The 20,726-nt window shown below is 29.9% G+C and carries 15 protein-coding genes; all 15 read left to right on the top strand.

All coding sequences use genetic code 11. The features are described from left to right. Positions 1–2 precede the first annotated feature (2 nt). Positions 3–1,208 carry an NADH:ubiquinone reductase (Na(+)-transporting) subunit B gene (locus ABNT14_RS11760; RefSeq protein WP_101902440.1) on the top strand — a complete coding sequence of 402 codons (1,206 nt, stop codon included), beginning with the start codon at positions 3–5 and terminating at the stop codon, positions 1,206–1,208. A gap of 2 nt (positions 1,209–1,210) precedes the next feature. Further along, positions 1,211–1,951, top strand: a complete 741-nt coding sequence (locus ABNT14_RS11755) for a Na(+)-translocating NADH-quinone reductase subunit C (RefSeq protein WP_101902439.1) — start codon at positions 1,211–1,213, stop codon at positions 1,949–1,951. A gap of 2 nt (positions 1,952–1,953) precedes the next feature. Then, positions 1,954–2,598, top strand: coding sequence for an NADH:ubiquinone reductase (Na(+)-transporting) subunit D (locus tag ABNT14_RS11750; RefSeq protein WP_101902438.1), 645 nt, complete (start codon positions 1,954–1,956; stop codon positions 2,596–2,598). 30 nt (positions 2,599–2,628) lie between these two features. Further along, entirely contained in the window at positions 2,629–3,363 is a 735-nt protein-coding gene (gene nqrE, locus ABNT14_RS11745; RefSeq protein WP_101902437.1) for an NADH:ubiquinone reductase (Na(+)-transporting) subunit E, read from the top strand. Positions 3,364–3,365: 2 nt separating this feature from the next. Next, positions 3,366–4,676 (top strand): NADH:ubiquinone reductase (Na(+)-transporting) subunit F, encoded by a 1,311-nt coding sequence (gene nqrF, locus ABNT14_RS11740; RefSeq protein ID WP_101902450.1) that lies wholly within the window; start codon positions 3,366–3,368, stop codon positions 4,674–4,676. A gap of 144 nt (positions 4,677–4,820) precedes the next feature. Beyond that, positions 4,821–6,176 carry a DEAD/DEAH box helicase gene (locus ABNT14_RS11735; RefSeq protein WP_180947610.1) on the top strand — a complete coding sequence of 452 codons (1,356 nt, stop codon included), beginning with the start codon at positions 4,821–4,823 and terminating at the stop codon, positions 6,174–6,176. Continuing rightward, a complete protein-coding gene (locus ABNT14_RS11730) occupies positions 6,176–6,535 on the top strand; it encodes a Na(+)-translocating NADH-quinone reductase subunit F (RefSeq protein WP_101902436.1) in 360 nt (119 codons plus the stop codon). The genes ABNT14_RS11735 and ABNT14_RS11730 overlap by 1 nt, the downstream gene beginning before the upstream one ends. 395 nt (positions 6,536–6,930) lie before the next feature. After that, complete coding sequence (gene hflX, locus ABNT14_RS11725) at positions 6,931–8,142, top strand: GTPase HflX (RefSeq protein ID WP_101903374.1); 1,212 nt, start codon at positions 6,931–6,933, stop codon at positions 8,140–8,142. Positions 8,143–8,262: 120 nt separating this feature from the next. After that, positions 8,263–8,940 (top strand): energy transducer TonB, encoded by a 678-nt coding sequence (locus tag ABNT14_RS11720; protein WP_101903373.1) that lies wholly within the window; start codon positions 8,263–8,265, stop codon positions 8,938–8,940. A 118-nt stretch (positions 8,941–9,058) separates the two neighbouring features. Then, positions 9,059–9,784, top strand: a complete 726-nt coding sequence (locus tag ABNT14_RS11715; protein WP_101903372.1) for an energy transducer TonB — start codon at positions 9,059–9,061, stop codon at positions 9,782–9,784. 48 nt (positions 9,785–9,832) lie between these two features. Then, positions 9,833–12,529 carry a TonB-dependent receptor gene (locus tag ABNT14_RS11710; protein ID WP_101903371.1) on the top strand — a complete coding sequence of 899 codons (2,697 nt, stop codon included), beginning with the start codon at positions 9,833–9,835 and terminating at the stop codon, positions 12,527–12,529. Between the two features lie 400 nt (positions 12,530–12,929). Next, complete coding sequence (locus ABNT14_RS11705; protein WP_101903370.1) at positions 12,930–13,664, top strand: energy transducer TonB; 735 nt, start codon at positions 12,930–12,932, stop codon at positions 13,662–13,664. Positions 13,665–13,696: 32 nt separating this feature from the next. Then, positions 13,697–16,603 (top strand): TonB-dependent receptor plug domain-containing protein, encoded by a 2,907-nt coding sequence (locus ABNT14_RS11700; RefSeq protein ID WP_101903369.1) that lies wholly within the window; start codon positions 13,697–13,699, stop codon positions 16,601–16,603. Between the two features lie 391 nt (positions 16,604–16,994). Further along, positions 16,995–17,729, top strand: a complete 735-nt coding sequence (locus ABNT14_RS11695) for an energy transducer TonB (RefSeq protein WP_101903368.1) — start codon at positions 16,995–16,997, stop codon at positions 17,727–17,729. Between the two features lie 32 nt (positions 17,730–17,761). After that, positions 17,762–20,635: a TonB-dependent receptor gene (locus ABNT14_RS11690; protein WP_101903367.1), complete on the top strand. Its 2,874-nt coding sequence runs from the start codon at positions 17,762–17,764 to the stop codon at positions 20,633–20,635. Positions 20,636–20,726: the final 91 nt, after the last annotated feature.

Genomic DNA, 20,726 nt, shown 5'->3' with positions numbered 1-20,726 from the left:
ATATGGGCTTAAAACAAAACTTACATAATTTAAAAGAAAAATATAAAGGAACTAAAATGGCTCCTGCGTTTAACGCAATCCATACTTTTTTATATTTGCCAAATGAGACAACTCACGGAGGAACTCATATTAAGGCCGCTGATGATTTAAAGCGTACAATGAACATAGTTATTATGGCATTAGTACCTTGTTTAATCTTCGGAATGTTCAATGCGGGTTATCAACATAACGCTGCAATCAATGGATTTACAGAAGGAATGTCTTTCTTTAGTGGAGATTTCTGGAATATGGATAATTTCTTAATCGGTTTAGTAAAAATTTTACCGTTAGTAATTGTATCATATGTAGTAGGATTAGTAGTAGAATTTATTTTTGCTGTAATTAAAGGGCATGAAGTAGAAGAAGGGTACTTAGTTACAGGAATGTTAGTTCCTTTAATTGTACCAATTGATTTACCTTTATGGATGTTATCTGTAGCCGTAGTATTTGGTGTGGTTATAGGTAAAGAAGTATTTGGTGGTACAGGAATGAATATTTTAAATCCTGCATTAACAATACGTGCATTTTTATTCTTCGCATATCCAACTTGGATGTCAGGAGATAAAGTATGGGTAGCTGATGCTAGAGAATTAGCTGGAACTGCAGATGCAATTTCAGGTGAAACTATTTTAGGTAGTTTAGCACAATCGCAACCATTAACACATTCTGTTTCTGATATGTTCTTCGGATTTATTCCTGGTTCAGTAGGAGAAACATCTACATTTTTAATTTTATTAGGAGCTTTATTTTTAATCTTTACAAAGATTGGAAGCTGGAGAATTATGTTATCTGCAGTAATTGGAGCTTTAGTAATGGGATTCATTTTTAATCAAGTAGTTGGTTTAGGATGGATTGGTGAAACAAGTAAGTTTTACGGATTAATGAGTTTAGATTTCTGGAAACATTTATTAATTGGAGGTTTTGCATTTGGAGCTGTATATATGGCTACTGACCCTGTGTCTGCATCACAAACAAATAAAGGTAAGTGGATATATGGTTTCTTAATTGGTTTTATATCAATAATGATACGTGTATTTAACCCTGCATATCCAGAAGGAGTAATGTTAGCTATTTTATTAATGAACGTTTTTGCTCCAACAATTGACCATTATGTGGTTCAAGGAAATATAAAGAGAAGATTAAAACGTACTAAAGTTAAAACTGCCTAATTATGAGTAAGAGAACAGACAGTAATGTATATACACTACTTTTTGCCATTGGTATGGTATTAATAGTAGGTGCGTTGTTAGCTTTTACAGCTTCATCGCTTCGTCCAATGATTGATGCAAACAAACGTATCGAAAAGCAACAAAATATTTTGTATGCGATGGGTGTAAATGAAAATGATGATACAAGTGTAGCATTTGTATCAACTGATAAAGTAGTTGGAGAGTTTTCAAAATATATTAAAAAGCAAATAGTAATTGAAGGAACTAATGTTTCTGAAAATGCTAAAGCATATTTAATTGATATTAAAAAACAACAAACAGCTGCAAAAGCAGGTAAAGTAAGAAAATTACCATTATTAATAGGTGAAAAAGATGGTAAAACATTTTATATAGCACCAATTAGAGGTAAAGGTCTTTGGGATGCAATTTGGGCATATGTTGCTATGGATAAAAATATGGTAATACAAGGTGCTTTTTTTGACCATAAAGGAGAAACACCAGGTTTAGGGGCTAACATTAAGCAACGTTACTTTATGGATGATTTTATTGGAGAAGATTTAATGAACAATGGTTCTTTTAAAGGAATTACTGTTTCTAAATCAAATAATGATCCGAAGAACGAAGATAAAACAGATAACGAGGTAGATGCAATTGCAGGAGCAACAATTACTGGAGACGGTGTTGCGGCAATGATTAAATCTGAATTAGGTTTATACGTGCCTTACTTTAAAACATTGAAATAAATATGGGACTTTTATCAAAAAAAGACGCAGTATTAATTACAGATCCGTTATTGGATAACAACCCAATTACTATTCAAGTATTAGGTATCTGTTCAGCATTAGCAATTACAGCAGAGCTTAAAGCTTCGTTAGTAATGGGTATAGCAGTACTTTTTGTACTAGGAGTAGGTAATGTGGTAATCTCTTTAATGAGAAACATTATTCCATCAAAAATTAGAATTATTGTACAGTTAATAGTAGTTGCTGCTTTAGTAATTATTGTAGATCAGGTATTAAAAGCTTTTGCTTACGAGTTAAGTAAAACACTTTCGGTATTTGTTGGTTTAATTATTACCAACTGTATTATTATGGGGCGTTTTGAAGCTTTTGCTTTAGGTAACGGGCCATGGAGGTCATTCTTAGATGGAATTGGAAATGCCTTAGGATATGCTGTGATTTTAATTATAGTAGGGTTTTTTAGAGAGTTATTAGGTTCTGGTACTTTGTTTGGAATTCCAGTGCTTGGAGATCCAATTGAAAAAACAGGATTATTTTCAACAGGATATGAAAACAATGGGTTTATGTTAATGCCTCCAATGGCATTAATTATTGTTGGGCTTATTATTTGGGTACAACGTAGTAGAAACAAAGCATTAATTGAAGACTAACCAAGTTAGAATTCATTAAAATATAGAAAAATGGAACATTTAGAATTATTTTTCAAGTCAATATTTATTGATAACATGGTATTTGCAGTTTTCTTAGGAATGTGCTCTTACTTAGCTGTATCTAAAAAAGTAGCTACTGCCGTTGGTTTAGGAGCTGCTGTAATTTTTGTATTGGCTGTTACAGTACCTGTTAACTGGTTATTAGATCAATATTTATTACAACCAGGAGCATTATCATGGTTAGGAGCAGAATATGAAGGTTACGATTTAAGTTTCTTATCATTTATTATGTTTATTGCAACTATTGCAACAATGGTACAATTGGTAGAAATTATTGTAGAAAAATTTGCACCAGCATTATATAACTCTTTAGGTATTTTCTTACCATTAATTGCCGTAAACTGTGCAATTTTAGGAGGGTCGTTATTTATGCAATCTCGTGAAATTCCTACATTAGGATTATCATTAACTTATGGAGTTGGTTCAGGAATTGGATGGTTTTTAGCAATTTTAGCTATTGCAGCTATTCGTGAAAAAATCAGATATTCATCAGTGCCACCAGCATTAAGAGGATTAGGAATCACTTTTATTGTTACTGGTTTAATGGGAATAGGATTTTTAAGTTTTGGAGGTATGTTAACAGGAGGTGAAGAAGAAGCTAAAGCTGAAGAAGCTCCTAAAGCAGAAATCAAAATAGAAAAGAAAGAAGAAGCAAAACAGCAAGCTGAAAAATTAGCTGATAACACTAAAAAAATTATAGAATAATGATGTTTTTAGAAGTAAGTACAGGAGGTACGGTAGCTGTAACAGTTATATCATTTTTAATAATTCTATTAATTTTAGTAGGGTTGTTATTATTTGTTAAGCAAAAATTAGCACCATCAGGACCCGTAAAAATCACTATTAATGGTGATAAAGTAATTGAAGTAGCATCAGGAGGTACATTATTATCTACCTTAGGTAACGAAAAGATTTTTTTACCATCAGCTTGTGGTGGTGGTGGTTCTTGTGTACAGTGTGAGTGTCATGTAAATTCTGGTGGAGGTGAAGCTTTACCAACAGAAACACCTCATTTTACACGTAAAGAATTAGCACACGGAGTTCGTTTATCTTGTCAAGTAAAAGTAAAACAAGATATGGATATTTCTATTCCTGAAGAAATTTTTGGAATTAAGAAATGGGAAGCAGTAGTTGTAAGAAATTACAATGTTGCAACTTTTATTAAGGAATTTGTAGTTGAAATTCCTGAAGATATGGGTTACAAAGCAGGTGGATATATTCAAATTGAAATTCCAGCTTGTGAGGTAAACTATGCTGATATGGATATTACTGCCCATCCAGAAGAACACGATACTCCTGATAAGTTTGAAGGAGAATGGAATAAATTTGGTTTAAGACCATTAGTAATGAAAAATGAAGAAACTGTAGAACGTGCTTATTCAATGGCTTCTTACCCTGCTGAAGGAAGAGAAATCATGTTAAATGTACGTATTGCAACACCTCCTTTTGATAGAGTGAAAGGTGGATGGATGGATGTAAATCCTGGAGTTGCTTCTTCATATATTTTCAACTTAAAGAAAGGAGATAAATGTGTTATTTCTGGTCCTTATGGTGAATTCTTTATTAATGAATCTGATGCTGAAATGTTATATGTAGGTGGTGGAGCAGGTATGGCACCAATGCGTTCACACTTATATCACTTATTCAGAACATTAAAAACTGGTAGAAAAGTAACTTACTGGTATGGTGGTCGTTCAAAAGCTGAATTATTCTATGTAGAACACTTTAGAGCTTTAGAAAGAGATTTCCCTAACTTTAAATTCTTTATTGCATTATCTGACCCAACAGAAGCAGATAACTGGAAAGTTAAAGCTGATGTTAATGATGAAGCAGGAGATGGGTTTACAGGATTTATTCACCAAGTGGTAATTAACGAATATTTATCGAAACATGAAGCACCAGAAGACTTAGAATTATATTTCTGTGGTCCACCATTAATGAACAACGCTGTTCAAAAAATGGGTGAAGATTTTGGTCTTGCTGATGAAAATATCCGATTTGATGATTTTGGAGGATAAACCCTTATCAATCAAAAAATATATAAAAACCGATACATTATTGTATCGGTTTTTTTGTACTTAAAAATAAAGACATTTTATCCAAAGAAATATACTTGTGATATTTGAGCTTATAAAACGTACCTTTGCACCAAATTAATGCAAATGATTACTTTTCAAGATTTAGATTTATCAAATCCATTACGAAACGCTATTGAAGAATTAGGTTTTGTAAATCCAACACCAATTCAAGAAGAAGCCTTTCCAATTATTCGTTCTGGTAAAGACGTTGTTGGTATTGCCCAAACAGGTACAGGTAAAACTTTTGCCTATATGTTACCGATACTTCGTGACTTGAAGTTTTCAAAACAACAACATCCAAGAGTTCTTGTAGTTGTGCCAACTCGTGAATTAGTAGTACAGGTAGTTAATGAAATTGAAAAGCTATCAGAATTTATGACCTTACGTACTATTGGTGTGTTTGGTGGAGTTCCTTTAAACAGGCATAAACAAGCTGTAGCATTAGGTGCAGATGTAATTGTTGCTACTCCAGGACGTTTATATGATTTAGCTTTAAGTAACAATTTAAAACTAAAATCAATCCAAAAATTAGTGATTGATGAAGTAGATGTAATGCTAGATTTAGGATTTAGATTTCAACTATTAAATATTTTTGAATTATTACCTGTGCGTCGTCAAAATATTATGTTTTCGGCTACAATGACACAAGATGTTGAAGCATTAATTGATGATTTCTTTATCGTTCCAAAAAAGATTTTTATCGCAGTAAGTGGTACGCCACTTGATAATATTAAGCAAATTAGTTATGATGTTCCTAACTTTTATACTAAGGTAAACTTATTACACGAGTTAATATCTAATAAAACGGAATATAGTAAAGTGCTAATTTTTGCACCTAATAAAAGAAATGCCGACCGATTATACGATTGTGTAAAAGAAGAATTTCCTGCACAATCATGTGTAATTCATTCAAATAAAACACAAAACTATCGTTTACGTTCTATTGAACAATTCAATAAAGGCGAAAAACGTATTTTAATTGCTACCGATGTAATTGCTCGTGGTTTAGATTTAGCAGAAGTAACACACGTTATTAATTTTAATACGCCTTATTTTCCTGAAAATTATATGCACAGAATTGGTAGAACTGGTCGTGCAGAGCATGAAGGTACTGCTATTCTTTTTTCAACAGAAAAAGAACAAGAAGCTAAAACGAGAATTGAAGAGTTAATGAATTATGAAATTCCGATGTCAGAAATTCCTGAATATGTCGAAATTTCTAAACAATTAACAGAGGAAGAACGTCCGAAAGAAGAAGCTGAAAAAAATAAAAACAGAACTTCTTTAGAGTATGTTCCAGGACCTGCTTTTCATGAAAAAAGTGAAAAGAATAAAAAAACAAATCAAGGTGGTTCTTATCGTAGAGAAATTGCCAAAAAATATAAAAAGCCTAAAACTAGAGGTGATAAGAATTATAACATGCGTAACAAGAAAAAATAATGAAAGTACTTACCAAACAAGAACTCCATAATTTAGGGATGAATATTGTAGGTAAAAAGCTTCAAAAAATGGGCTACGAGTTTGTTGCTATTAATAGCGAATTAAAAAAACATCCGCAGTTTGTTTTATATAAAAAAGGCGAACCTACTATTTTTGTGTTAGTAAAAACAACCAATAATATTCAATCCCCTGAAGATTACGATGTTTTATGGATGGAAACATTTAAAGAACATGCCAAAAAACAAAATGCAAAAATTTGGTTTGCAGGTATTGGAATTGCAAATTCAGAAAGTGTTGAACTGCCTGTTTTTAAAGACCAACCATACTATATTGCTTTTGACGATTTTATCAAAATATAATTTTATCAATATAAAAAACACTCACTTTTATAAAATGAGTGTTTTTTTATATATAAACGTCATGCTGAATTTATTTCAGCATCGCATAAAATTAAGAACTTCAGCAAATCAGGATGCGAAACTGAAATAAATTCAGTTTGACGGATTCGATTTTTTAACGATAAAAATTTTTTAAATGAAATTTAAATAAGTTCTTAAACTTTAACATTATTTGAAGCAATTTCCCGCTTTTCGCACTCGCTTTTTTTTGAAGAAAAATCAAAAAAAGAGCTCAAACAAATGCTTCAATCGGGGCTAGGCAATCGAACTAAATTTTATATTTTTAGTAAAAAAAATAGCTAAAGAACAAATTAAAAAAGAGAACTTCAATTGATAAATTTGTATTTTTGCACTCTATGGTAGAAACACGTGAAGCAATATCAGAAAAAGCGGTTTTAATTGGAGTTATAACCCAAAATCAAAATGAAAAGCAATCTGACGAATATTTAGATGAATTAGACTTTTTAACTTCAACAGCAGGAGGAGTTGCTGTAAAACGATTTGTTCAAAAAATAACAAAACCAAATCCTAAAACCTTTTTAGGAACAGGGAAATTAGAAGAAGTAAAAGCATATATTGCTTCTCATAATATTGGTACAGCTATTTTTGATGATGAATTATCACCCGCTCAATTACGTAATATTGAAAATATATTAGACTGTAAAATTTTAGATAGAACCAATTTAATTTTAGATATTTTTGCTAGTAGAGCTCAAACAAGTTCAGCAAAAGCACAAGTAGAATTGGCACAATGTCAATATTTATTACCTCGATTAACAAGGTTATGGACTCACCTTGATAAGCAAAAAGGAGGAATCGGAATGCGTGGACCTGGTGAAACAGAAATTGAAACTGACCGTCGTATTATTAGAGAAAAAATTACCTTGTTAAAGAAAAAACTTTCTACTATTGATAAGCAAATGGCGGTTCAAAGAAAGAATAGAGGTAAAATGGTACGTGTTGCATTAGTTGGATATACCAATGTTGGTAAATCAACTTTAATGAATGTAATTAGTAAAAGTGATGTTTTTGCTGAAAATAAACTATTCGCAACTTTAGATACTACTGTTCGAAAAGTAGTGATTAAAAATATTCCTTTTTTAATGACTGATACGGTTGGTTTTATTAGGAAATTACCAACACAACTGGTTGAGTCGTTCAAATCTACATTAGATGAAGTTCGTGAAGCTGATTTATTATTACATGTAGTGGATATTTGTCATCCAAATTTTGAAGATCATATAGCATCTGTAAATAAAATTTTAGATGAAATAAGTGCTTCAAATAAACCTATTGTAATGGTTTTTAATAAAATTGATGCTTATACTCATGATACAATTGACGAAGATGATTTAATCACTGAAAAATCTAAAAATCATTATACACTTGATGATTGGAAAAATACTTGGATGAATGATTTAGGAGAAGAAAGTCTTTTTATCTCGGCATTAAATAAAGATAATTTAGAAGAATTTAAAGAAAAAATTTACGAATCAGTTAAAAAAATACATATTCAACGATTTCCTTACAATAACTTCTTATATCAAGATGATTTACCTGTCGAATAAACACTTAGTTTAACATAGCTTAACGTAAAAAGTACATGGAAACCTTGTTTTTATGTGCTTTTTTTCGTATATTTAGTATCTATTAAAACAATATTTTTAACCATTTTATTCCCCCGAAAAATGAAAAATATAATAACAGTACTTCTTTTTTTTAGTGCTTTTTCTGTTTTTTCTCAAAAAATTTGTGCTTCTCAAGAAGAGGTTATCGTCGATGTTAATGCCATTAATAAGTGTGCTGTAGAAAAAGATATCGTTAAAATAAAGAAGAACAAAACAAAATATACAGCGAAGTCAAGTACCCGATATTTAAAAAAACGTATTGTTCCAAATACAGAGGTTCACTTAGCAAGTAATTTAAAAACAAATGCTGTTGTAGCGTCTAAAAAAGGAACTAAAATAACAGAAAATTTATTAACAATTTTAAAAAAAGAAGCAGAAAAAGAAAATATATCTTTTGATGCAGTAGATACTATTCCATTATTTGCTTCTTGTGATGAAAATTCCTCAGATAAGGTTTATTGCTTTAATACTGAAATGGAAAAACATATTGTTGCGAATTTTGAGTATCCGAAGGAAGCTTTAAAAAAAGGAATTGAAGGTGATTTTGAAGTTAGTTTTGTTATAGATAAAAATGGAAAAGTAAAGAATATTAAAGTGCTTGGAGAAAATGATAATATTATTTTGAAAAAAGAAGCAATGCGAATTGTTTTATTACTTCCTAAGTTTACACCAGCAAAACAGAAAGGTGCTCTAGTTAGTGTTTTATATAAATTCCCAATGAATTTTACCTTAAATTAGTAGTTTATTAACTAGGGGGTAACATCATTTTAGGTTCTTTGAAAAAAAACATATATTTGTAAACTTAGTTAAATTATTTTTTTTTAAATGATTGGTTAATAGTTTAATATGTTTTTTTATGAGAGAATTATTATTGTTAATATGTTTTTTGTCTATGAATGTAACATCGCAAGAGCTTTGTGAATCTCCAGAGAATAAAGACATCGATTTAAATACGATTAGTGTAACTAAATGTACTATTAAAGAGGCTAATCATAAAAAAAATAAAAAAGCAAGACTTATTTCTGTTACTGTATCGGCTAATAGAAGGCATCTTAAAAAGCGAGCAGCTCTAAAAAAACAACAAGTTACAGGTCTTTCTAGTGTTGGTATTGCCGAAATTAAAGAAACATCTGAAAACACTAAAATAACGAACACTACTATAGCTTTAAAAAACAATATAGAAAGTGTTAAAAATAAATTATCTGTTGAAGAGTTAAAAAAAGCATCTAAATTTAACGAAGTAGATAAGATACCCTTGTTTAATTCTTGTAAAAAAGTTGAAAAATCTGCTCGTATGGATTGTTTTAATGAGAAAATGGTGGCACATATTTCAAAGCACTTTAGCTATCCGAGTACTGCTATTCAAGAGTCTATTCAAGGAGAAGTATGGGTTCGATTTATTATTGATAAAAACGGAGAAATTAAAAATATCAAAACGTTAGGGCCTAAAAATGCTGAGGTATTAAATAAAGAAGCTATTAGAGTGGTATCTAAGTTACCTCAATTTATTCCTGCTAAAAAAGATGGAGGTCGTATTTCTGTAAAATACGGTTTCCCTATTTCATTTTCTTTAGAAGAATAAATTAAGGAAAGGTTATAGAAATAAAAAAAATAATTTAAACAAAAGAATATGCTTAAAAAATTACTTCTATTTTTTTTTGTAACTTCTAGTTTTGCTTTATCGGCACAGCTTATTTTAAAAGGAAAAGTGTATGATGAATACTTAGAACCTTTTCCTAGTGCACTTATTAATTCTTTAGAAAATAGTGCTGTATCAACTGTAGATGGAAGTTTTACTTTAACGACCTCATTAAATTTTCCGTTTACAATACAGGTTACTGCTTTTGGATATAGAAAAGAGGTTGTTGAAATTACCTCAGCAGACCAAGAATTAAATATTGTTTTAAAAGAAAATTCTTCTTTAGATGAGGTTGTAATATCGGCATCAAGGTCTCCAGAACGAGTTATAGAATCACCGGTAACTATTGAGCGATTAGGAATTACTGATATTAAAAATAATACCTCAATTTCTTTCTACGATGGGCTTACTAATTTAAAAGGAATTGATTCTAGAGAGGCTAGTTATGGTTTTAAATCAATTAATTCTCGTGGTTTTTCCACTTTTGATAATACTCGTTTTGTGCAATTAGTCGATGGTGTTGAAACCTCAATTCCTGCTTTAAACTTTTCGGCGGGTAATATTGTCGGTTTATCAGAATTAGATGTAAAAGATGTTGAAATATTACCAGGAGCTTCTTCGGCTTTATATGGTGCAAATGCTTTTAATGGTATTTTGTTAATGAAAAGTAAAAACCCGTTTGACTATGATGGAATAAGTAGTTATTATAAAACAGGATTTATTAATCAAAAAGCATTAGGTACATCACAATTTCATGATGTTGGTCTTAGAATGGCGTATAAATTTAGTAATTATTTTGCTGCAAAAGTAAATTTTGTAACTTATAAAGCAGAAGAATGGCATGCAAACGATGTTAGAAATACAACAGGTGTTGGCGGTGTTATTAAGAAAGGAAATAGAGAAAATACGTTAGATTATGATGGTGTAAATTTTTATGGAGATGAGGTCTCTTATGAATTACCAGGTATTGGAAATGTTAGTCGAACAGGATATGCTGAAGAACAGTTGTATGATTATGATGGAAAGGCTGTGAAATTTGATGGATCATTTCATGTACGCCCATTTGGTAATCAAAAATTAGAAGTTATATTAAATGCTCGTTTTTCAGCAGGAAATAATATGTATCAAGGAGCAAATAGATTTGCTCAAAATGATTTTTCTGTAACACAATATAAACTAGAGTTTTTAGGTGAAAACTTCTTTGTTCGTAGTTATTATACTGGTAATACTACTGGTGAAACCTATGATTTACGATTTGCAGGCATAGCCTTAAATGAGTATTATAATCCGAGTGAAAATTGGTTTAAAGAATACGGAAAGGCTTTTTCAGGAGCTATAAAAAATGTAACAAGAGGTAATGATAAAGCAGCAAGGAATTATGCTGATAGGAATAGATTACAACCAGGAACAACAACTTTTGAAGAAGCACTACATAGTATTATTAAAAAGCCTATTAATCAAGGAGGTTCGGGGCTAAAAGATAAAACACAATTATATAATATTGAGGCGAATTATAACTTTAAAGATCTAATTAAATGGGCGAAAATTCAGGTAGGTACATCTTATCGAAAATTTAATATTAATTCAAAAGGAACACTATTTACAGATAAAAATAGTGCTTTAGCTTTTGATATGTTAGGGGCATATTCACAAATTCAAAAGAAATTTTTTGAAAATCGTTTAAAGTTTACTGGATCTGTTCGTTATGATAAATCTAAAAATTTTGAAGGTAATTTTTCTCCAAGAATTGCTTTGAATTATGCTATCGAAGAAAACAAAATACTAAGAATATCATACCAAACAGGTTTTAGAACACCGAGTACTTTAGAACAGTATATGAGTTTAAAAACGGGACCCAATTCTTTAATCTTAGGAACGTCAAACGAAAATATAGCACGTTTTTCAACGATAGCAAAAAATAGTGATAATACGACAAGTGTTATTACAGGAAAAGATGTTTTTGAAAAAGCATTTATACTTGAAAATAATGTTCCTATTTATATAAAACCAACACCTATAAAATCAGAAAAAGTAACTTCTTATGAAATAGGTTATAGAAGTATTTTAAATATTAGTAACACTAATATAATGGAGTTAGATATAAATGGTTATTATAATCAATATGATAACTTTGTAGCAAATAAAAATATTTTAGTTCCGAATTATGGTGCTGTTATAAATGGTATTCCAGATGCATTAGCTTTAAAGGCTTTTTCTAATAAAGATGTTACGGCTGTTCTATTAAATACAAATACAACAGCTAAAGTAAATTCATACGGTGTTGGATTAGGCTTAACAACAAAAATTTTTAAAACATTTAATTTTGGAGCAAACTATACTTTAAGTAAAATGATATTTAATCAAGAAGATGATCTTGATTTTAAGCCAGGTTTTAATACGCCTGAACATCAAGTAAAAATAATGTTCGGTCATTCTAATTTATTTAAAAATTTCGGATTTAACGTAAACGCAAGATTGCAAGATAAATTTTTATGGCAATCTAATTTTTTGACAGAAGAAGTAGAAAGTAGAACATTACTTGATGCTCAAATAAATTACAAAATACATTCTTTAAAATCAAGAATTAAAATAGGAGGAACCAACTTAACAAGAGAAGAATATGTTGTAGCTCCTGGTTCAGGTTTAATAGGGTCAATGTATTATGTGTCTTGGGTAATTAATCAATAATTCTCTTTATAATAAGTTTATTAATAGCTATTAATAAATCCTAAAAAAAATTAAATAGTTTACTATTTAATTTTTTTTAGGATTTTAAAGTTAAATTAAGGTTATTTAAACTTAAATTTCACACTATGTATATAGGGAGTTTTAATAATTAATAATTGTTTTTTATGAAAAATAACTGAACTTAACGACTTTTTTAGAAGTGTTAAAATCCTTTGAAAACCCTTTGTACAGGAGTATTAAGTGCTTTTTAAATCTATTAAAACACATTATTAATTACTTGCTTTTTAGAGTGTTAAAATAAAATAAAACGAAAATATCGCTTTTTGTTTTAAAATTTTGTACTTTTGCACTATCTTAAAGATCTTTTTTAGATCTGTTTTATAAGAGTAAAACACCTATTATGAGAAAGTTATTATTTATTATCCCGTTTTTTTTTATTAATATTTTTTCAGTTCTTTTTGCGCAAGAAATTTGTGAATCTCCAAATAGTAAAGAGGTTGACTTAAATAGCATTAGTATTACAAAATGTACTATTAAAGAATCTAAAAGTAAGAAAAATAAGAAATCTAGACTTATTTCGGTGTCAGTATCTGCAAATAAAAGGCATTTAAAGAAAAGAGAGCTTTTAAAGAAGAAAGAAATTACTGCTATTGGAGTTACAGGAGTTTCTAAGGTTTCTGAAACTGCTTTAAATGCTGAGATTACAAACACAATATCGTTGAAAAATAATATTGAGAATCTTAAAAATAAATTATCAAAAGAAGAAGTTAGAAAAGCATTGAAATTTACAGACGTAGATAAAATACCAGTTTTTGACGCTTGTAAAAAAGCAGCAAAAGGTGAGGAATCTGATTGTTTTAATAATGAAATGATGCACCATATTTCTAAATATTTTAGTTATCCAGGAGAAGCTGTTAGACAAAGTTTACAGGGAGATGTTTGGGTTCGTTTTATTATTGATAAAAGTGGTTATGTAAAAAATATAAAAACGTTAGGTCCTGATAATGCTGAAATATTAAACAATGAAGCTACCCGTGTAGTTTTAAAGTTACCAAGGTTTAAACCTGCAAAAAAAGGAGGAAAGCGTACTTCTGTAAAGTATGGTTTCCCTATTAACTTTTCTTTAGAAGAGTAAAAATATTATTTTAAAAAATAAAACACTTTAAAATGTTTAAAAAATATTCAATAATTATTGTTTTTGCCTTGTTTAGTATGGTGTCATACGCACAGGTAGAATTAAAAGGCTTGGTTTATGATGAATATCTAGAGCCTTTTTATAATGCTAAAGTTACTGCTTTAGGCGAAAGCACGCTATCTGATCAAGATGGTGAGTTTAGTTTAAAGGTATTTAAGAGTTTTCCAATAACTTTAAGGGTTTCTGCTTTTGGTTATCAAACAGAAGAGTTGGTGGTTACAGGCTTAGATAAGTCAATTAATATCATTTTAAAAGAAGCATATCTTTTAGATCAAGTAGTTATATCAGCTTCAAGAGTTCCGGAACGAATTATTGAATCGCCAGTGGCTATTGAGCGATTTGGTTTAAGCGATATTAAAAATACTACTTCAAATTCTTTTTATGATGGTTTAACGAACTTAAAAGGAATACAATCAAGAGAAGGAAGTTATGGTTTTAAATCTATAAATACTAGAGGGTTTTCTGATTTTACAAATTCACGATTTGTTCAAATGATTGACGGTATGGATACTGCGGCGCAAGCGTTAAGTTTTAGTACCGGGAATTTTTCAGGGGTTTCAGAATTAGACATCCTTAGTGTTGAAATTTTACCAGGAGCATCTTCTGCATTATATGGAGCCAATGCTTATAATGGTTTGATGCTTATGAATACTAAAAGTCCTTTTGAACATACAGGTATTAGTACCTTATTTAAAAGCGGATATATGAGTCAAGAAGAAGGAGGTAATAATCCTTTTTATGATGTGTCAATAAGAATGGCAAATAAATTTAATGATTATTTTGCTGCTAAAGTGAATTTTACTCATTATGTGGCAGAAGAATGGCATGCAAATGACTTAAGAAATAAAGAAATTGACACAAATAAATTAGTTTCGGGTGATATTAACTCAACAGTTAATTACGATGGGGTTAATACTTATGGTGATGAAGTTTATCAAGATTTATCTAGTTATAATTATGATTTAGAATATTATATTCCTGGTAGTGATCCAATAGCTTATGGAACGTATTTAAGAAGAACAGGATATACTGAGAAATCTCTTTTAAAAGATGATTTTAAAACTAATAACACCCGATTTTCAGGTTCTTTACACTTCAGACCTTTTAAAGATGACAGATTAGAAATTGAACTATCATCTAGACTTTCTTTAAGAGATAATCTTTTTCAAGGAGCAAGTAGGTTTGTGCAGCGTAATTATTTTACAGAACAATATAAAGCGGAAATTAAAGGTAAAGATTTTTATCTTAGAGGATATTATACCGGAAACGACTCTGGAGATTCTTATGATTTAACAAAAACAGGAATTATGCTTAATAATATTGCTGCTTCACGTGGTGATTGGGCATATGAGTATTTTTATGAGCATTATGTTAGTGGAGAATCACTAGCTAATTCTAGAGCGTTAGCAGATGTAAATAGATTACAGCCAAATACAAATGCTTTTAATGAAGCGCTTGCTAAAACTACATCGACATTAATTTCAGAAGGAGGTAGTGCTTTATATGAAAAAAGCCATTACAAGCATTTAGATGGTAATTATAACTTTAAGCGATTATTGAATAACTGGGCAGATGTTCAAATAGGGGGGTCTTATAGGGAGTATAGTCCGAATTCAAAAGGAACGCTTTTTAATGACGCTAATAAAAATATAGAAATAGAAGAATATGGTTTTTATTCTCAAATTCAGAAAAATTTATTTAATGAGAAGTTAAAAATAACAACTTCTTTACGTTACGATAAGGCAACTAATTTTGACGGAAATTATTCTCCAAAAATAGCCTTGAATTATGTTTTAGGAACTGATAAAAACCATGTATTAAGAGCTTCTTATCAAACAGGTTTTAGAAACCCAACAGTTCAGGAACAATATATGTTTTTAAATCCATCAGTTAAAACAACTATAGGAACGGTAAAGGATAACTTAGATAGGATATCTGAAGATAGTTCTTACGAGGTTTGGGATAGTAGTGCGATTGATCCTGATACGGGAGATTTAGGAGCTTTCGTATATTTTAATAGATTGGTTACAGGAGATGAAATAATAAATAATTCATTATTAACTAAAACTGTTTATTACGACAAGGATACTTATAAAGGTGCTAAAGATCAAAAATCGACTTATGGAGAGGTAGTTCCTGAGGTAGTTAAAACCATTGAATTAGGGTATAGAAGTATGTTTAGTTTAAATACTACTACGAATTTTGACTTAGATATTAATGGGTATTATAGTAAGCACGATAACTTTGTTTTTACACAAGATATTACCACACCTAATGCAGGAAAAGTATATCCTTTTGGCGATAAGAAATTTACAGAGCAAGAGCGAGAACTTCCAGAAAATAAATTTGCTTTTTTTACAGACCAAGGTGTTATGATACTTGATGAATTAGCAAATGACTCTTTTAATAGAGGGCATGTAACGGATTCTAAAATTATAACCAATAGTAAATCTCAAATTGAATCGTATGGTTTTGGATTAGGAATGCACACTAAGCTATTCAGAGATTTTGATTTTGGAGTAAACTATAACTTTAATGATTATCAGTTTGAAGATAAAGATAATGGGCAGTTTGACCCTAACTTTAACACACCAAAACATACGGTAAAAGTTCAGTTAGGAAATAACAATCTGTTTAATAATTTTGGGTTTAATGTAAATGCAAGATGGCAAGATGAATATAGATGGGTTTCTCAATTTGTAAAAGGAGATATATCAGAAAGAACTGTAATTGATGCACAGTTAAACTATCGTATTCCTTCTATGAAATCTAAAATAAAAATTGGAGGAACAAATTTATTTGGTAAAGAGTATTTTGTAGCACCAGGTTCTGGTCAAATAGGGCAATTATATTATGTTTCTTGGACAATAAATAACTAAGAACTTTAGCATATATTTTACAAAAACTCGAGCATTGCTCGAGTTTTTTTGTTTTAAAAAACATTTAATTTTCAGTACTTGTTAAAATTTCATCTGAAAAAAAATATTACAGAAAAATTAAGAAATCGAACCTATCAAACTGAACTTATTTCAGTTTTTCATCCTAATTTCCCACAGTGTTTAGCTGCCTAGCTTTTTCAAGAATAACTTTGTAGATTTTAGACAACTAATTCTTTATTTAAAAAGAATCTATTTTACCTTTATAAAAGTGTTTTTTTAGTGTTTTTGTTATTCTATTTAACTGATTAACTTATATTTGTCTAACCTTCCCTTCACACATTTATTTTCCTTCCCCTCAGGAAAAATTATTTAATAATATAATTTTTTTGATATGATGAAAAAAATAGTGTTTGTTATGTTGTTACTTTTATTAAACTCAGTAGCAATTGCCCAAAAAGTTTGTGAATCTGCAGATAAAACTGCTGAGATTGATTTAAATACTATTAGTGTTACAAAATGTACTATTAAAGAGCCTAAAAATAAGAGGAGTAAGAAATCTAGGCTTATTTCTGTAACAATATCTGCAAATAAAAGGCATTTAAAAAAACGAAAAACTTTAAAAAAACAAGAAGTCGCAAGTCTTGGGGGTATAAATACTGTTGAAGTTGGCGAAATAGTTAAGAACTCTGAAATTACAGGTGCAGTCGTACTAAAAAACAATATTGAAAATCTTAAAAATAAATTATCAAAAGAAGAAGTTCGAAAGGCTTTAAAATTTACAGCTGTAGATAAAATACCCGTTTTCAAAGCTTGTGAAAAAACAAAGAAATCAGAAACTTCAGATTGTTTTAATACCGAAATGATGCGTCATATTTCTAAACATTTTAGCTATCCACTAGAAGCGATTAAACGTGGTGTTAAAGGCGAAGTTTGGGTTCGGTTTATTATTGATAAAACAGGTTATGTTAAAAATATTAAAACACTAGGCCCTGATGGTGCTACAATATTAGATAACGAAGCGGTTCGTGTAGTTGCTATGCTACCTAAATTTAAACCCGCTAAAAAAGATGGAAATTATACGACTGTAAAGTATGGTTTTCCAATTAATTTTTCACTAGAAGAGTAGAAGTAAAAAAAATATTTAAAAGAAATTTTACGATGTTAAAAAAACAATTAATAGGGATGTTTTTTATTTTTTGTAGCGTAATTACATACGCACAAATAGAAATAAAAGGAGAGGTTTACGATGAGTATCTAGAGCCTTTTTATAATGCTAAAATCACTATAAAAACAGAAAGTACTACTACTACTACTTTTACAGATGGTAAGTTTACCTTGAAAACCTTGCGAAAATTACCGGTAACGCTAATAATTTCTGCTTTTGGTTATCAAACAGAAAAACGGATTATCAGAAGTTTAGGTTCGCCAATAAATATCATATTAAAAGAAAGCTTATTACTAGATCAAATTGTTATTTCAGCATCTAGGGTTTCTGAAAAAATTATTGAATCGCCAGTAACAATTGAAAGATTTGGTTTAACAGAGGTTAAAAATACATCCGCTAATTCTTTTTATAATGGCTTAGCAAATTTAAAAGGAGTAGAATCTAGAGAAGGAGGTTATGGGTTTCAATCTATAAATACAAGAGGTTTTTCGGATTTTAGCAACTCTCGATTCGTCCAAATGATTGACGGTATGGATACCGCAGCACAGGCATTAAGTTTTAGTACAGGGAATTTTTCAGGGGTTTCAGAATTAGACATCCTTAGTGTTGAAATTTTACCAGGAGCATCTTCTGCATTATATGGAGCTAATGCTTATAACGGTTTGATGTTAATGAACACCAAGAATCCATTTGATTATACAGGAATTAGTAGCTTATTTAAAACAGGATATACTAGCCAAAAAGAAGGTGGAAATAATCCTTTTTATGACGCCTCTATACGAATGGCGTATAAATTTAATGACTATTTTGCTGCAAAAGTAAATTTTTCTTATTATGAAGCTGAAGAGTGGCATGCCAATGATTTAAGAAATAAGGAAATTATTAGTCATGAAATAATTCCTGGAGATATCAGTTCAACAGTTAATTATGATGGTGTTAATACCTATGGAGATGAGACTTTTTTTGATTTGAGCCAATGGAATGGTTATTTACAATATGATATGCCTGGTAGTGCCGAAATACCTTATGGAACATATTTAAGAAGAACAGGTTATAGTGAAAGCGAGCTTTTAAAAGATGATTTTAAAACCAATAATACCCGATTTTCAGGAGCATTACACTTTAGACCTTTTAAAGATGAGCGTTTAGAAATTGAATTATCTTCTAGGTTTTCTTTAAGAGATAACCTTTTTCAAGGTACAAGTAGATTTGTACAGCGTAATTATTTTACAGAACAACATAAAATAGAAGTTAAAGGGAACGATTTTTATGTTAGAGGATACTATACCGGAAATGACTCTGGTAATTCATACGATTTAACAAAAACTGGAATTGAGCTTAATCGTTATCCTGATACTTTTTATTATTGGGAACTTGAGTATTATAACAAACATTATCTTGAAGGAAAAACAATAGCTAATACTAGAGCCTTAATAGATTTACATAGGTTAAAACCAAATACCAAATTATTTAATAAAGAGTTTAATAAAATTACATCAACATTAATTTCACAAGGTGGTAGTGCTTTATATGAAAAAAGTCATTATAAGCATTTAGATGGTAACTATAATTTTAAACGATTATTGAATAACTGGGCTGATATTCAAGTAGGAGGTTCTTACAGAAAATATAATCCGAACTCTAAAGGAACACTTTTTAATGATGCTTTTGAAAAGATAGAAATAGAAGAATATGGTTTTTATTCTCAAATTCAGAAAAAACTATTTAATGAGAGATTAAAAGTAACAACATCACTTCGTTATGATAAAGCAACTAATTTTGATGGAAATTATTCACCAAAAATAGCCTTGAATTATGTTTTAGGTACTGATAAAAATCATGTGTTAAGAGCTTCTTATCAAACAGGTTTTAGAAACCCAACAGTTCAAGAACAATATATGTTTTTAAATCCATCAATTAAAACAACAATAGGAACTGTTAAGGCTAACTTAGATAGAATATCTTCTGAAAACTACACGCCAGTTTTTGACCCTACTTTAAATGACTACCAGACAAGAGTCGTAACTGGACAAGAAATACTAAATAATTCTGTATTAACTAGCACTGCGTTTAAAGCTGACGGTGATTATTCGAAGGCAATTAAATCTGATTATGGAGAGGTTCTTCCAGAGGTAGTTAAAACACTTGAATTAGGGTATAGAAGTATGTTTCGTTTAAATAATAACACCAATTTCGATATCGATATTAACGGGTATTATAGTAAGCATGATAATTTTGTTTTTACACAAGATATAACAACCCCTAGCTTAGGAAAAGTATATCCTTTCGGAAATAAAAAATTAACTCAACAAGAAATAGAAGCTCTTAATTACACTCCTATTATAAACGACCAAGGTGTTGTGGTTTATGACGAAATGGCTTTTATTTCTATAGCACAAGGGTTTTGTGAAGATTTTAGTATTATAACCAATAGTAAATCTAATGTTGATTCTTATGGTTTTGCTTTAGGGATGCATACTAAATTATTCAAAAATTTTGATTTTGGAGTAAACTATAATTTTAATGATTATGAGTTTGAAGATAAAGATAACGGACAATTTGAACCTAATTTTAATACACCAAAACATGCTGTAAAATTGCAGTTTGGAAATAGTAAACTTTTCAGAAATGTAGGGTTTAATATTAATGCTAGATGGTCGGATAAATATAAGTGGGTTTCGAAATTCGTAAAAGGTAATGTAGACGCAAGAACTGTGCTTGATGCACAATTAAACTACTTTATTCCCTCTATGAAATCGAGAATTAAAGTTGGAGGAACAAACTTATTCGGTAAAGAATACTATGTTGCACCAGGATCTGGTCAAATAGGGCAGTTATATTATATTTCTTGGACAATAAACAACTAAGAATTTTATATATTTTAAACACATAAAAAAACCTGAACAATATTTGTTCAGGTTTTTTGGTTATACAGGTTTTATTACGCAATGCATTGCA

The sequence above is a fragment of the Tenacibaculum dicentrarchi genome (assembly GCF_964036635.1).
GTDB lineage: Bacteria > Bacteroidota > Bacteroidia > Flavobacteriales > Flavobacteriaceae > Polaribacter > Polaribacter dicentrarchi.
Note: the sequence above shows the minus strand (reverse complement) of the source record. Positions and strands in the feature narration are given on the sequence as shown.

Excerpts from the sequence above, each read along its gene's own strand:
- ABNT14_RS11690 (WP_101903367.1), top strand. The coding sequence starts at position 17,762 with ATGTTAAAAAAACAATTAATAGGGATGTTTTTTATTTTTTGTAGCGTA.
- ABNT14_RS11710 (WP_101903371.1), top strand. The coding sequence starts at position 9,833 with ATGCTTAAAAAATTACTTCTATTTTTTTTTGTAACTTCTAGTTTTGCT.
- nqrF (WP_101902450.1), top strand. The coding sequence starts at position 3,366 with ATGTTTTTAGAAGTAAGTACAGGAGGTACGGTAGCTGTAACAGTTATA.
- hflX (WP_101903374.1), top strand. The coding sequence starts at position 6,931 with ATGGTAGAAACACGTGAAGCAATATCAGAAAAAGCGGTTTTAATTGGA.
- ABNT14_RS11720 (WP_101903373.1), top strand. The coding sequence starts at position 8,263 with ATGAAAAATATAATAACAGTACTTCTTTTTTTTAGTGCTTTTTCTGTT.
- ABNT14_RS11695 (WP_101903368.1), top strand. The coding sequence starts at position 16,995 with ATGATGAAAAAAATAGTGTTTGTTATGTTGTTACTTTTATTAAACTCA.
- ABNT14_RS11750 (WP_101902438.1), top strand. The coding sequence starts at position 1,954 with ATGGGACTTTTATCAAAAAAAGACGCAGTATTAATTACAGATCCGTTA.
- nqrE (WP_101902437.1), top strand. The coding sequence starts at position 2,629 with ATGGAACATTTAGAATTATTTTTCAAGTCAATATTTATTGATAACATG.
- ABNT14_RS11735 (WP_180947610.1), top strand. The coding sequence starts at position 4,821 with ATGATTACTTTTCAAGATTTAGATTTATCAAATCCATTACGAAACGCT.
- ABNT14_RS11730 (WP_101902436.1), top strand. The coding sequence starts at position 6,176 with ATGAAAGTACTTACCAAACAAGAACTCCATAATTTAGGGATGAATATT.
- ABNT14_RS11760 (WP_101902440.1), top strand. The coding sequence starts at position 3 with ATGGGCTTAAAACAAAACTTACATAATTTAAAAGAAAAATATAAAGGA.
- ABNT14_RS11705 (WP_101903370.1), top strand. The coding sequence starts at position 12,930 with ATGAGAAAGTTATTATTTATTATCCCGTTTTTTTTTATTAATATTTTT.
- ABNT14_RS11715 (WP_101903372.1), top strand. The coding sequence starts at position 9,059 with ATGAGAGAATTATTATTGTTAATATGTTTTTTGTCTATGAATGTAACA.
- ABNT14_RS11700 (WP_101903369.1), top strand. The coding sequence starts at position 13,697 with ATGTTTAAAAAATATTCAATAATTATTGTTTTTGCCTTGTTTAGTATG.
- ABNT14_RS11755 (WP_101902439.1), top strand. The coding sequence starts at position 1,211 with ATGAGTAAGAGAACAGACAGTAATGTATATACACTACTTTTTGCCATT.